This window comes from Curvibacter microcysteis (assembly GCF_028649455.1).
Taxonomy (GTDB): Bacteria; Pseudomonadota; Gammaproteobacteria; order Burkholderiales; family Burkholderiaceae_C; genus Curvibacter; species Curvibacter microcysteis.
In genome coordinates, this window is sequence record NZ_JAQSIO010000002.1 from 540636 (window position 1) to 554026 (window position 13391).

Consider the following 13391-nt stretch of genomic DNA (forward strand, 5'->3'; position numbering starts at 1 on the left):
GCCGCGATTACAGCACAAAGCGGGCGGTGCGCTGGCGGCATGGACGCCATAATCGCGCCGACCTGAGCCCCACCACCGAGCCCCGCCATGACCGATTCCGCAGCTTCTTCGTCCTCTTCCGCCGTGTCGCCCGCCGCCCGCTACCTGCGGGTGTTGAGCATCGCGGGCTCCGACAGCGGCGGGGGCGCCGGCATCCAGGCTGACCTGAAAACCATGCTGGCCCTGGGCTGCCACGGCATGACGGCCATCACCGCCTTGACCGCTCAAAACACCCTCGGCGTGCGGGCGGTGCACCCGGTCCCGGTGGCGCACCTGATCGAGGAGATGGATGCTGTTGCCCAGGACATCGGCGTGGATGCCGTCAAAACCGGCATGTTGCCCAGTGCCGAAGCCGTGCTCGCCGTGGCCCAGGCCCTGGACCGCTACCAGTGGCCCCACCTGGTGCTCGACCCGGTGATGGTCTCCACCAGCGGCCACCGCTTGATGGACGACAGCACCGCGACGGTGCTGGTGCGCGAGTTGTTTCCGCGCGCCTCCCTGATCACGCCCAACCTGGATGAGGCTGAAGCCCTGTTGGGCCACCGCATCTGCGATGCCAGTGAACTGGAACCAGCAGCCCATGAGCTGCTGGCCCTGGGCGCCCGGGCGGTGCTGCTCAAAGGCGGTCACCTGCCCGGTGAGGAGGTGGTGGATTTGCTACTGGCGCGTGACGGCACCCAGCTGCGCTTGTCCAGCCCCCGCCTTGCCAGTCGCAACACCCATGGCACCGGGTGCACCTTGTCCGCTGCCGTCGCTTGCGGTCTGGCGGGCGGCTTGCCCCTGGCCCAGGCGGTCAGCGAGGCGCGCGCCTTCATCGTGCAAGCCATCCGCGGAGGTGCCGGGGTGCAGGTGGGCCAAGGGCATGGCCCCTTGAACCATGGCCTGCGCTTGCTGCCCAGCGCTTGAGTTGAGGCCGTTCCAGGCGCGCTGCCAGCGCACTGGTGAGGGCCGGCTCATGGTGTGGAGGCGGCTTGGCTGCGATTGGCTTGCAGATGCCGCAGAGCGGTCAGCAGCGCATGGGGGCGTATGGGTTTTTCCAGCACCTGATCCAGGCGAAGCCCCATGCGCTGGGCGGTCTGCAGGACTTGGCTGGGTGGGGCGGTGGTCAGGGCCACCCGTTCCAGCAAGGTCGTCTGGGGGCTGGCACCGCGCAGCGACTGCAGCCACGTCCAAGGCTCGACCGCCCCAGGCTCCAGGGCCAGCAACAGCGTCTGGAAGGGATGGCCCTCTTGTTCGGCCTGTGCGAGCGCGTCGGAGGCGGCTTGGGGCGTCGCAACCCCTTGCACGGGGATCTGCCAGGCCCCCAAGACCTGCTGGAGGATCTCACGCGCGTCGGGGTCGGGCTCCAGCACCAGCAGGCGACGGGGCGTCAAGGTCACCGAGGTGGTCAGCTGCTGGATTTGCGCTGCCGAAGCTTTGGCAAAGACCGCCGTGAAAAGCACTTGGAGCCCCGTGTCACCGCAGGGCTCCACCCACAGTCGGCCCCCCAACGTCCCGACCATGTGTTGAGGCAGGTCAAGCGGCCCACCCCCTGGCAGGGGGGGCGCGGCCAGCCGCGTCGGGGCGGCGAACCACGGTGACTGGGGCTCCGTGGCGTCCCGGGCTTGGGGGACACGGACGGCAAAACGCAGCGCCACCGTGTCCGCCTGCATGCTCAGTTGCGCCACGCTGACCTGGATGGCGCCGGGGCCACTGCAGGCCATGGCGTGGTCCACCACTCGGCGCAAGATGCTCAGCAGGTAGGCGGCATCTCCCACCAAGGCCGTGGTGACCTGATCGGGCACCTCTTGTTCCAGATGCAGGCCTTGCTCATCGGCCTGCAGCACGGTGGAGGTCAGCAAGTCGTCCAGGGTGTCCAGCAAGCAGAAGGGCTGCGGCATGCCCAGCACCTCGGCGCCCTGGATATCGGCCAGCACCTTGGCGCTGTCCAACCATTGGTGCAGCGCCTGGGCGGCCAGGTTCAGGCGCTTGAGCGTGTGACGCTGGGCGTCATCTGAGGCCTGACGCAGTGCCAGGCTGCCCAGGCCCAAAACGGTATTCAAGGGGTTCTTGAGGGCCTGCAAGTGCGCGGTCCAAGCCAGGTCGGGCGCTGGCGTCAGCGCTTCGACTGGGGGCGCTGCGGCGGCCTGCAGGCCTTGCTCTTCGCGCCACTGCGGCTCGGTCAGATCAATGCCGACATTGATTTGCACCACCGAGCTGGCGCCCCACGGGCTGGGGATCTGGCAGGGCGGGCTGCAGCGCCAGACAATTCGCCGGCGCGCGTCACTTCGATCGGTCAGCTCATGGAGGGCGGCTTCACCGAAGGCCGGGTCTGGCTGGGGTGGCTGGGCGCGGGTCGGCTCCAGTGTCGCGCTCAAGGCCATCCAGTTCTGCCCCAGGGCCTGTTCGCGTCCCAAGCCAGTGAAGTTCTCCGCCGCTTGGTTGAACAGCACGATGTCACCGCGCTTGTCCACGCCCACCACGATCAGCGGCAGCGGGTCGACCAGCGCGGCCAGCCAGGGGTTGGTGGGCCCCCGTGCGAGCTCGGCCCTGGGGGGCTCCGTCGGCGGCGTGCCCGCGGCCAGATCGCGGGGCGGATTCAACAGGCGTTGGCGCCAGCGTGGCAGCACGCTGTGCTGCATCACGGCCCCCAGCAGCAGGCTCAGCACCAGGGCAGTGCCCAACTCCAGTCCCAGCCAGAAACGCTGCTGTTCGACGTAGGTGGCCAGCCAGTTTTCCTGGCCTTGTTCGGATTTCCTGGCTTCCTGGGCCGTTTCGTTGAGTTCACGTCGGTGTTTTTCAAACAAGACCGTCAGCTCCGCCAGGAGCTGCTGCTGTTCTTCGCGGCGGCCCTGCAAGACGGCTTGGCTGAAGGGCCCCACCGCCAATCGGAGCAATTGCTGCGCACTCTGGTTGGCGTTTCGGTAGAGCTGCTGAAGTTGGGCTGAGCCGAGGCCCATGGCCTTGCTCCAGTGCTGGTAGCTTTGTTGGTAGTTGGCCTGGAGCTTCTCCAGCCGCGTGATGAGGCGCTTTTGCGGGTCTCGGTCCGGGCTGGAGCCCAGCTCAAAACACAGCAGGTAGGACTCGGTCACGTACAGGGAGGGCAACAGAAGCTCGGACGCCAGGTCTTTGCTGGAGCGGCTCGGGGGCGGCCATGGCTGGCCCAGCCGCATGGCATCCAGCACCCTGAAGCTGGTCCAGGCGACGCCACCCAGCAACAAGGCCACGGCGATGTTCAAGAGCAGCAGGCGAAAACGTCCGGGAAGGTGGAACCGCATGTCGTGTTGGCGGCTGTTCCGGCGCGCAACAGCCGCAGTAGAAGGGGATCTCTGGAGAATCAATCACTTGAATGATATCAAATGAATCATTTAGGCAATATTTAAATTGCGACAAATGTGATTTTTATCCTGATTGGATCGGGTTTGTGATGCAGGAATGAGCATCTTGAGAGAGGGTGCTTCGGGCTGGGGCCAGCCGTTGACCCTGCTGGGTGCCGTGGTCAGTCATCCCAGGGGCCAAACCACCATGCGCTGGGCTGCCGCGAAGGCGGCCTGGCCCCGGCACGGTGGGGCTGGCCCCGTCGTGAACCCAGGGGGGCCAGCGACACCCGTTTCAGTGACGCGGGCCGGGCGCAACGCCCAGGCGTTGCTGCAATTGGGTGCTGGTGGTGGTGTATTGCAGGCGCACCGGCGCTTGGCCCGGCGACAGCCATTGGGCGGCGGCGAAGGCGGCCATGGTGGCTTCATGGAAGCCGCAGAGGATCAGCTTGCGCTTGCCGGGGTAGTGGTTGATGTCACCCACGGCAAAGATGCCGGGCAGCTCGGTGCCGCAACTGACCGGGTCCACGGGCAGCAATTTGCGCTCCATGGCCAGGCCCCAGTTCACCAGCGGTCCCAGGCGGGGCGCCAAGCCCAAGAAGACCAGAAGCTGGTCCACCGGCAGGGTCAGCTCCTCGTCGTCGGCGGTGGCAATTTGCAAACCGGTCAGACGTGGGCCTGGGGTGCTGTCATGGGTTTGCAGGCCCACCGCTTGGCCCACGGTCACCCGCAGGGCGTCTGCGGCGCGCAAGGCGGCCAGTTCAGCCAACAGCGGGGCCGGGGCTTCAAAAACGTCTTTGCGGTGCAACAGGGTCACACTGCGGGGCGCGTTCAGTCCGCTCCGTTTTTGATTCGCTGCGTCCACCGCCGCTTGTACGGCGGTTTCGTCGGCGCCGTTGATCACCACGCGTTGGCCCGCCAGCGTCTCTGGCTCCGGCGCTTGGTAGTGCACTTGCTGGTCTTCAAAGGCCTGGATGCCTTCCAGGCGCAGGCTGCGCGCCACAAACGCGCCCACGCCAGCGGCAATGAACACGGTGCGGGTCAGAAAACGGGTGCCGACCGTGGTTTGCAACAGCCAGCGGCCATCGGGCTGCTGGGCCACTTCGGCCACTTCTTGCGAGAGGTGGAAGGTGGGCGCAAACGGCTTGGTTTGCAGCAGCAGGCGGTCGGCCAGCTCACGCCCGGTGCACACCGGCAGCCCGGGGATGTCGTAGATGGGTTTGTCGGGGTACAGCGCCAGGCACTGGCCACCGACGGCGGGCAAGGTGTCCACCACATGGGCATGGAAGCCTTGCAGGCCAAGCTGAAAGACCTGGAACAGGCCCACGGGCCCCGCGCCGATGACAAGGGCATCGGTTTCAATGGGCGGCAGCATGGGGGCGGTGGTCAAGGGGTCAGCCGTGGGGACCGGGCACCCCAGGGTGCCCGGTCCGAAGGGGGGCAGGGAATCAGCGGATCAGTTCAGCCAGCTTGCCCGGCTTGTTGTTCCAGGCGTCAGCGTCGGGCAGGGCCGGCTTGCGCTTGGTGATGCTCTTCCAGCCGTCGGCCAGGGCCAGCTCGGCGTTGAGCTTGATGAAGTGCAGCTGGTCCGAAGGGGTGTCCTCTTCAGCAAAGATGGCGTTGGCCGGGCATTCCGGGATGCACACGGCGCAGTCGATGCACTCGTCGGGATCGATCACGAGCATGTTGGGGCCTTCGCGGAAGCAGTCCACGGGGCACACATCCACGCAATCGGTGAATTTGCACTTGATGCAGTTTTCGGTAACGACGTGAGTCATGGGAAGAGGTTTTGTCTGGTGGGGGGAAGGTTTCCCGAACGATTTTCGGGAAAACCCTTGATTTTAGGGGGAATCCGGCCAGAGCGCAGATTTGTCCTCGACAAGTCTGCGGCCTCTGGCCTGGGGGCTGCGTCGGATCAGGCCTTGACCAGCACGGCGGCGGCCGTTTTGTGGCTGGCGGTGTCGACCAGGATCAGCGAGCCCAGGGCGCGTGCTTGCTCGAACGGCAGGGTGGCCACGGGCTCTTGCAGGGCCAGTTCGATCAGGCCAATGGTGTTGGCCGGCAACTCGGTGGCGGCTTCTTCGGCCAGGGTGTTGACGTCGAGCTTGTGCACGATGCGGCTGACCTTGGCCTTGATCCAGCGGTGGCCATGCAAGGCCCAGTAGACGCGGCCGGGCACCAGGGCTTCGTCGTCGAGCCAGGCGACAGTGGCTTGCAGGGTGCGCTGGGCTTCGATCTGACCCGGGGCCAGCAGCCAGTCGCCGCGCGACACGTCGACTTCGCGGTCCAGCACGATGCCCGCGCTGTGGCCGGCGTCGATGTCCGAGGGGCGGCGTGCGTGGTCCAGCACCTGGGCCACGGTGGCGCTCTGGCCGCCGGGCAGCACCGTCACGGCCTGGCCGGGCTTGACGCTGCCTGCGGCCACACGGCCCCAGAACACGCGGCGGCCCTGGCTGGTGTCCGACGAGGAGGAGAACTTCTCCACCCACTGCACCGGGAAGGCAAAGGGCTGCTCAACGTCGGCATGGGTCACCGGCAGTTGTTCCAGCAGTTGCAGCAGGCTGTCGCCTTCGTAGCCGCACCAGCCGGCCTTGGCGTCGACTACGTTCCAGCCCTTCAGGGCCGACACGGGGATGGTGGCGCGCACCTGGATGCCGGCGGCGTCGGCAAAGGCCTTGAGCGCCGCGCTGATGTGCTGGAAGGCCAGCGTCGGGTCTTCGACCGCGTCGAGCTTGTTGATGGCAAACACCAGCGAGCTCACGCGCAGCAGCTTGACCAGCAGCGAGTGGCGGCGGGTTTGCACCAGCAGTTCCAGGGCCGGGTTCTTCCAGTCGAGCTTGGTGGCGTCGACCAGCACCACGGCGGCGTCGGCGCTGGAGGCGGCCGTCACCATGTTGCGGGTGTACTGCTCGTGGCCCGGGGCATCGCCAATGATGAACTTGCGGCTCTCGGTGGCGAAGTAGCGGTAGGCCACGTCGATGGTGATGCCTTGTTCGCGCTCGGCCGACAGGCCGTCGGTCAGCAGGGCCAGGTCGGTTTCACCTTGGCGTTGCACGCCGGCCAGGTGGTCTTGCAGCACGGCCTTGCTGTCCACCAGCAGGCGGCCAATCAAGGTGCTCTTGCCGTCGTCGACCGAGCCGCAGGTGATGAAACGCAGGGCCGGACGCAGTTCGGTGTCGGTGCTGGCGGGGGTGTTCAATTCAGTCGTGCTCATCAGAAGTAACCGTCCTTCTTGCGTTTTTCCATCGAGGCGTCGGACGTTTTGTCGTCCATGCGGGTGGCGCCGCGTTCGCTCACGTCAGCGGCCAGGGTTTCAATCACGATGTCCGCCGGCGTGGCCGCCAGGCTTTCCACCGGGCAGGTGCAGGTGATGTCGCCCACGGTGCGGAAGCGCACGTCGCGCAACTGCACGGTCTCGCCGTCCTTGGCGGGGGTGAGTTCGGTCACCGGCACCAGCAGGCCACGGCGGTCCACCACCTCGCGCTGGTGGGTGTAGTACAGCGAAGGCAGGGCAATTTGTTCGCGCTCGATGTACTGCCAGACGTCGAGTTCGGTCCAGTTGCTGATGGGGAACACGCGGAAGTGCTCGCCCGGGGCCAGGCGGGTGTTGAACAGGGTCCACAGCTCGGGGCGCTGGGCCTTGGGTTGCCATTGGCCGAAGCTGTCGCGGTGCGAGAAGATGCGCTCCTTGGCGCGGGCCTTTTCTTCGTCGCGGCGCGCGCCGCCGATCAGCGCGTCAAAGCGGAATTCTTCGATGGCTTCGAGCAGGGTCACGGACTGGTGCACATTGCGCGACTCGCCCGGGTGGGCCAGGCGCACGGTGCCGCGCTTCATCGAGTCTTCGACGTTGCGCACGATCAGCTCGGCTTGCAGTTCCTTGGCGCGGAAGTCGCGGAAATCGGTCACTTCATGGAAGTTGTGGCCGGTGTCGATCATCAGCAGCGGGTAGGGGATGCGGCCGACGCCGAAGGCTTTTTCGGCGCACTTGAGCATCACCAGCGAATCCTTGCCGCCCGAAAACAGCAGGGCGGGGCGTTCGAAGGCAGCGGCCACTTCGCGCAGGATGAAGATGGTTTCTTCTTCCAGGGCGTCCAGGTGGGCGTTGCTCAGGTGGCTGGTGGGGGAGGTGCCGGTGGCGGTCATGGTCTGAGGCTCAAGCAATTGGGGATCGGTTCGGGTGTTCATGCGTTCACCGGGCGGATGGGGATGATGCTGGAGGCGGGGGCGGCCTCTTCACCGTGGTCGACATGCAGGCCGCATTCCTTGGCCGATTCCTGCTCCCACCACCAGCGGCCGGACCGGAAGTCCTCACCCAGGGTCACAGCGCGGGTGCAGGGCGCGCAACCAATGCTGGGGAAGAATTGGTCGTGCAGGGGGTTGTAGGGCACGCCGTGCAGCTCGATGAAGCGCCAGACATCGCCCAGCGTCCAGTTGGCCAGGGGATTGACCTTGGCGCGTTCGCCGCTGCGGTCCACATCGGGCACTTCAGCGCGGGCGTTGGATTGCTCGCGGCGCAGGCCGGTGATCCAGGCCTTTTTACCCTCCAGGGCCTGGGCCAGCGGCACCATCTTGCGGATGTCGCAGCAGGCCTTGCGCAGTTCGATGCTTTTGTACATCGCGTCTTCGCCGTTGGCTGCCACAAAGGCCTGGGCCGCTGCCGCGTCCGGGCGGTAGAGGTCCAGGGTCTTGCCATAGCGCGCTTCGATCTGGCCGATCAGGGCCAGGGTCTCGGCGTGCAGCTTGCCGGTGTCGAGCACGAACACGCTCAGGCTGGGGGCCTGGAGCACGCCGGCCTGGTGCAGCAGTTCGGTGATGACCATGTCCTCCACCCCCAGGCTGGAGGCCTGGGTGAGGGGCTGGAACTCGGCCACAGCTTGCTGCAGCAGGGCCTGGCTGGCCGCCACCTTGGCCGACAGGTCGGCTGAGGCGGTGTGGGCATAAAGAGAAATGGCACTCATGTCGCGGGGTGTTTTTTAAAGTGAGTGACAGGGGCGGGGCGCTGGCGGCAGGGCCTCAGGCGCCTTGGCGGGCGAACACCGGCTTGGCGTTGACCGCATCGGCTTGGTAGAAGCCCGAGAAGCGGTCGAACTGGCGTTGGGCGTCAGCGATGTCCACGCCGGCGCGCAGCACGGCCACGTCAAAGCCGGTGCGGCTCATTTGCACCAGTTGGTCGATCAGCACGTCGCCGACGGCGCGGATTTCGCCCTGGAAGCCCAGGCGGCGGCGCAGCAGGTAGGCCTGGCTGTAGGCGCGGCCATCGGTGAACTTCGGGAAGGTCAGGTCGATGCGGGTCACACCGGCCAGCGACAGTTCACTCGGGTCCACATCGTTGGCCGGGGCCAGCACGGCAGGGTTGTCTTGGGACGCAGCTTGGTGGTCCTTGGCTTCAATGATCTTCATGGCGCTTGTTCTCTTGACGTTCTGGGGGCGGCCGGCTCAGGCGGCCACCGGGGCGTGGGCGGGCTCGGCACGGGCGGCGTTGGCGGCGGTCTTGAAGGGGTCCAGGCCCACGCGGCGCAGGGTGGTGATGAAGGTCTCACCCCCTTCGCGCAGGTCGCGGTAGGTGTTGAGCACGGCTTCGATCACGTCCGGCACTTCGGCGGCCGAGAAGGACGGGCCCACCACCTTGCCGGCCACGGCGGCACCGCTGAGGTCGGAGCCATCGGCGCCGCCCAGGGTCACCTGGTACCACTCCTTGCCGTCCTTGTCGACGCCCAGGATGCCGATGTGGCCGCTGTGGTGGTGACCGCAGGAGTTGATGCAGCCGCTGATGTGCAGGTCGATCTCGCCCAGGTCGTCGAGCTCGTCGAGGTCCTGGTAGCGCTCGGTGATGGCTTCGGCGATCGGGATCGAGCGCGCATTGGCCAGCGCGCAAAAGTCGCCGCCGGGGCAGGCGATCATGTCGGTCAGCAGGTGCACATTGGGGCTGGCGAAGCCGGCGGCGCGCGCGGCGGTGTAGAGCGCGTGCAGCTCGCTGGCCGAGACCCAGGGCAGCAGCACGTTCTGATCGTGCGTGACGCGGGCTTCACCGGCGCTGAAGCGGTCCACCAGATCGGCAATGGTGTCGAGCTGGTCGGCGCTGGCGTCGCCCGGGGCTTGGCCCAGGCGCTTGAAGGACAGGGTCACGGCGCGCAGGGCCGGGTTCTTGTGCGGGGCCACGTTGCGGGCCAGCCAGCGGGCAAACAGCGGGTCGGCATCGGCGGCCTGGCGCAGCTGGGTGTCCACGGCTTCGGCGCTGACCACCGGGCGGCCGGCCAGCGAGGGCGGCACGAACGAGGCGCTGACGCGGTCGAGTTCGCTTTGCGGGATGGTGTGCTGGCCACCGTCGTGCTCGACGATCTGCTTGAACTCGGCTTCCACATCGTCAAAGTAGCGCTGGCCTTCGGCCTTGACCAGGATCTTGATGCGCGCCTTGTACATGTTGTCGCGGCGGCCGTAGCGGTTGTAGACGCGCACCACGGCTTCGAGGTAGTTCATGATCTGGTTCCAGGGCAGGAACTCGCGGATCACCGTGCCCGGGATCGGCGTGCGGCCCATGCCGCCACCCACCAGCACGCGGAAGCCCAGCTCGCCGGCTTCGTTCTTGATCAGGTGCAGGCCCACGTCGTGCCAGGCCGTGGCGGCGCGGTCTTCGGTGGCGCCAATGATGGCGATCTTGAACTTGCGCGGCAGGAAGGCGAACTCGGGGTGCAGCGTGCTCCACTGGCGCAGGATTTCAGCAAAGGCGCGCGGGTCGGCCAGCTCGTCGACGGCGATGCCGGCACGTTCGTCGCTGGTGATGTTGCGGATGCAGTTGCCGCTGGTCTGGATGCCGTGCATGTTGACGCTGGCCAGCAGGTCCATCACGTCGGCCGACTTGCTCAGCGGGATCCAGTTGAACTGCACGTTCTGGCGCGTGGTGAAGTGCGCGTAGTGCGTGGGCAACTGGGTCGAGCCCATGGCGCCTTGGATCTTCAGCGCTTCGGCGTAGACACCGGCTTCGGGTTCGTCGTACTCGCGGGCGATCTTGGCCAGCACGCGGAACTGGGCGCTGGACAGCTCGCCATAGGGCACGGCCACGCGCAGCATGGGCGCGTAGCGTTGCACGTACCAGCCGTTTTGCAGGCGCAGCGGACGGAACTCCTCGTCGGCCAGCTTGCCAGCCTGCCAGCGCTCGAGCTGGTCACGGTGTTGGGCGGCGCGCAGCTTGACGAACTGCTTGTCGAAGGCGGTGTATTGGTACATCGTGGACGTGGGTTTTTATGAAATGGCGATCAAATAGCGATCAATTTGGTGCCGGCGTAGGCCAGCAGCAGCGAAAGGACGGAGCGGATGAAGCGCTCAGGCAGTTTGGTGTTGAGGTGCGAACCCAGCCAGATGCCGGGGATGGAGCCCGCCAGCAGCTTGGCCAGCAGCCACCAGTCCACCGTGCCCAGGCCCGCATGGCCCAGGCCAGCCACCAGGGTCAGCGGCACCGCGTGCGCGATGTCGGCGGCCACGATGCGCTGCAGCGGCAGCGCGGGGTAGACCAACATCAGCACCAGCACGCCAATCGCGCCGGCACCCACCGAGGTTAATGTTACCAAGACACCGATTACGGCGCCGAACAGCACCGGCAGGGCTTTGTGAATGGGGAGTGCCGCCAGGGCGGGGTCTTGGCCGACGGCGATGGTGCCTTGCTTTTGACCGAACAAGGCCTTGTACAAAGTGGCGACGGCGGTCAGCAGCAAGGCCACACCCAGCGTGGTGGTCATGGCTTTTTGCACGGCGGGCGAGGTGGCGCCGAAGTGGTCCAGGGCCACCAGGGTGAGCACGGAGGCGGGCACGCTGCCCAGGGCCATCAGCAGCACCACGGGCCAGTCGATGGTGCGCGAGCGCGCCAGCTTGACCGAGCCGCTGAACTTGGTGCCCGCGGCGAACAGCAAGTCGGTGCCGATGGCCAGGTGGGGCTTCATGCCGAAAAAGAAGATCAGGATAGGCGTCATCAGCGAGCCGCCACCCACCCCGGTCAGACCAACCACGATGCCCACGAACAGACCAGCCAACACAAACGCGAATTCTTGCATGGGGGCGTATTGTGGTGAGTGGTCTTATGACCCCCAACGATTTTTTTGTTCGCGCTTTATGCGGATAAGCTTATGCGCCTTATTTGGCGCGGCTTGGCGGGCGATTGGGAGGCGTTTTCGGATAAAGCCGGGGGCTTCAGTCTTCGCCCAGGGGCTGTGCTTTGCCGGGGGCCGGGCGGCTGGCTTGCAAGGCCCGGGCGAGGCTCAACTCGATCGGCAGGGGCTCGCCTGTCAACTGCGCGGCCAACAGTTCGGCGCACAGCAGGCCCCAGGTCAAGCCGCGCGTGCCCAGGGCCGTGCACAGCCAGACCCCGGGCCGGTGCTCGGGGTTCACCGGGCCCACCAAGGGGACGCGGTCGGGGGAGGTGCAGCGAATGCCCGCCCAGGCCTGCAGCGTGCGGCTGCCTGCCGGGCTTTGCAGGCTGGCGGCCGTGGCGGGCAGCAGGCTGGCCAGCTTGTTCAGGTTGGTCTCATGGTCGTCTGGTTTCAAGGGCGTCGCCTCGCCCGCGGCCTGGAGGGGGTGACCGCGGTCAAAAGTCGAGCCGGTGTACCAGGCCGTGCCGCCGGGCACGGGCAGGTGGGGGATCAGGCTGCCTTGGCCGTTGACCGGGTGGGGCGGCAACTGCTCGCCCGCCTGGGCCACGGCCCAGCTCAGTTGGCCGCGCAGCGCTTGCAGCGGCACCAGGGGCTCGCCCAGCGCGCGGCTGCCCGGGCCAGCGGCAATCACCACCAAAGCGGCGCTGGCCAACACCTGGCCTTGCGCATCGAGCAACTGCCATTCAGGGCCTGCTTCACCCGAGTCGCCGCGCTGCAGTTGCGCGACACGGCAGCCCCCGCGCCAGTCCACGCGGCCGGGCAGGGCGCTGCGGGCTTCGGCCAGCAGGGCTTGCACCAGGCGGGCCGGCCGCACCCAGCCGGCCGTGGGGTGCCAGGTGGCCGAGGCGTCTGCGCCGAGGCCTGCCGCCGTTTTTTGCTCGGGGCTGGCCTCGTGGCTCCACAAGGCTTCATCGATCAGGGCGCCGCGCGGGCCGGCTTTGCCGTGCACGCGGTGCTCCATGACGCCGCTGGGGGCCCAGTCCTCACCCTCGCGCAGCAGGCGTTGCGCCGTGTCACGGCTCAGGCGCAGGCCGGTGCGGGTCAGGCGGGAGATGCGGTTGTTGTCGGGTGAGACATGGGGCGAGAACAGCCCCGCCGGCAGGCCCGAGGCGCCCTGCGCGGGCTGTTCGGCCGCGTCCAGCACCGTGACCTGCCAGCCCCGGCGCGCCAGGGCATGGGCCGTGCCCAGGCCCGCCAAACCACCGCCCACCACCACGCAGCGGCGGGGGGCGCTTTCGGGCCAGGGGGGGCTCAGGGGGGCGGCGCGGCGCGGCTCCCAGCGGGGTTGGTAACGCCAGTGACCGTCGCCCTCTGGCCCAAAACCCAGGGGGCGCAGGGACTCTGCCAGGTCGGCGTCCGGGCTCTGCAAGGTGGCGCCGCGTCGGCACAGGCGGGCGATGGTCTTGAGGGTGGTGTCCCGCTGGCTCGCGTCCCCACCGGCGCCCCAGTGAACCTGGTCGGCCTGCAATTGCAGTTCGCGCAGGTTCTCCAGCAGCGGTCCCAGGCACAGCATGAGTTGCAGCCGGCCTTGGTCGAAGCTCAGTCGATGGAAGCCGGGTGTCAGGCCCCAGCACTGCCGGGCCCATGCTTCGGCCAGCGGGCCCAGATCGGGGTGCGGCCCCCACTTGGCCCGCAGGGCCTCGGCCTGGGGTGGGGTCTCGGCCATCCACACCATCGACAGGCGGCTGGGGGAGCCCGGGGGCGCCGCCTGGCGCCAGTCCTGCCAGGCTTGCAGGCATGCAGCGTCAGCGCCTTCGCCCACCGCCAGCAGCACCCAGTGGTCCCGGCCCGGGCTGGGCGGCAGGGACTCCGGTGGGGCAGGGTGGTCGGTGGTGCGGGGCAGGCTCATGGCAAAAAGCCCGGCGGACCGGGCTGGCTGGGAGGTGGGGCCCAGGCGGGATGGCCGCCTGGGTCG

At 67.5% G+C, this 13391-nt stretch carries 11 protein-coding genes; 1 reads left to right on the forward strand and 10 read right to left on the reverse strand.

What is annotated here, in order from left to right; genetic code table 11:
- Positions 1 to 87: 87 nt before the first annotated feature.
- The gene (gene thiD, locus PSQ39_RS07725) at positions 88 to 945 is read left to right on the forward strand and encodes a bifunctional hydroxymethylpyrimidine kinase/phosphomethylpyrimidine kinase (RefSeq protein WP_273926122.1); all 858 of its coding nucleotides are present in this window, start codon (positions 88 to 90) and stop codon (positions 943 to 945) included.
- Between the two features lie 47 nt (positions 946 to 992).
- On the opposite strand, the gene PSQ39_RS07730 is transcribed toward thiD, so the two are convergent.
- The 10 genes from PSQ39_RS07730 to mnmC all read right to left on the reverse strand — a co-directional run bounded on the left by PSQ39_RS07730 (position 993) and on the right by mnmC (position 13325).
- A complete protein-coding gene (locus tag PSQ39_RS07730) occupies positions 993 to 3296 on the reverse strand; it encodes a PAS domain-containing protein (RefSeq protein ID WP_273926123.1) in 2304 nt (767 codons plus the stop codon).
- A gap of 334 nt (positions 3297 to 3630) precedes the next feature.
- A complete protein-coding gene (locus PSQ39_RS07735; protein ID WP_273926372.1) occupies positions 3631 to 4710 on the reverse strand; it encodes an NAD(P)/FAD-dependent oxidoreductase in 1080 nt (359 codons plus the stop codon).
- 73 nt (positions 4711 to 4783) lie between these two features.
- A complete protein-coding gene (gene fdxA, locus PSQ39_RS07740) occupies positions 4784 to 5113 on the reverse strand; it encodes a ferredoxin FdxA (protein ID WP_273926124.1) in 330 nt (109 codons plus the stop codon).
- Between the two features lie 137 nt (positions 5114 to 5250).
- Positions 5251 to 6549: a sulfate adenylyltransferase subunit 1 gene (locus PSQ39_RS07745; RefSeq protein WP_273926125.1), complete on the reverse strand. Its 1299-nt coding sequence runs from the start codon at positions 6547 to 6549 to the stop codon at positions 5251 to 5253.
- A complete protein-coding gene (gene cysD / locus PSQ39_RS07750) occupies positions 6549 to 7520 on the reverse strand; it encodes a sulfate adenylyltransferase subunit CysD (RefSeq protein ID WP_409242004.1) in 972 nt (323 codons plus the stop codon). The genes PSQ39_RS07745 and cysD overlap by 1 nt, the downstream gene beginning before the upstream one ends.
- A complete protein-coding gene (locus PSQ39_RS07755; protein WP_273926126.1) occupies positions 7517 to 8293 on the reverse strand; it encodes a phosphoadenylyl-sulfate reductase in 777 nt (258 codons plus the stop codon). The genes cysD and PSQ39_RS07755 overlap by 4 nt, the downstream gene beginning before the upstream one ends.
- Positions 8294 to 8348: 55 nt before the next feature.
- Positions 8349 to 8735, reverse strand: a complete 387-nt coding sequence (locus PSQ39_RS07760; protein WP_273926127.1) for a DUF934 domain-containing protein — start codon at positions 8733 to 8735, stop codon at positions 8349 to 8351.
- A 36-nt stretch (positions 8736 to 8771) separates the two neighbouring features.
- Positions 8772 to 10559, reverse strand: coding sequence for a nitrite/sulfite reductase (locus tag PSQ39_RS07765; RefSeq protein WP_273926129.1), 1788 nt, complete (start codon positions 10557 to 10559; stop codon positions 8772 to 8774).
- Between the two features lie 29 nt (positions 10560 to 10588).
- Complete coding sequence (locus PSQ39_RS07770; RefSeq protein WP_273926131.1) at positions 10589 to 11380, reverse strand: sulfite exporter TauE/SafE family protein; 792 nt, start codon at positions 11378 to 11380, stop codon at positions 10589 to 10591.
- Between the two features lie 136 nt (positions 11381 to 11516).
- Positions 11517 to 13325: an FAD-dependent 5-carboxymethylaminomethyl-2-thiouridine(34) oxidoreductase MnmC gene (gene mnmC, locus PSQ39_RS07775; protein ID WP_273926132.1), complete on the reverse strand. Its 1809-nt coding sequence runs from the start codon at positions 13323 to 13325 to the stop codon at positions 11517 to 11519.
- Positions 13326 to 13391: the final 66 nt, after the last annotated feature.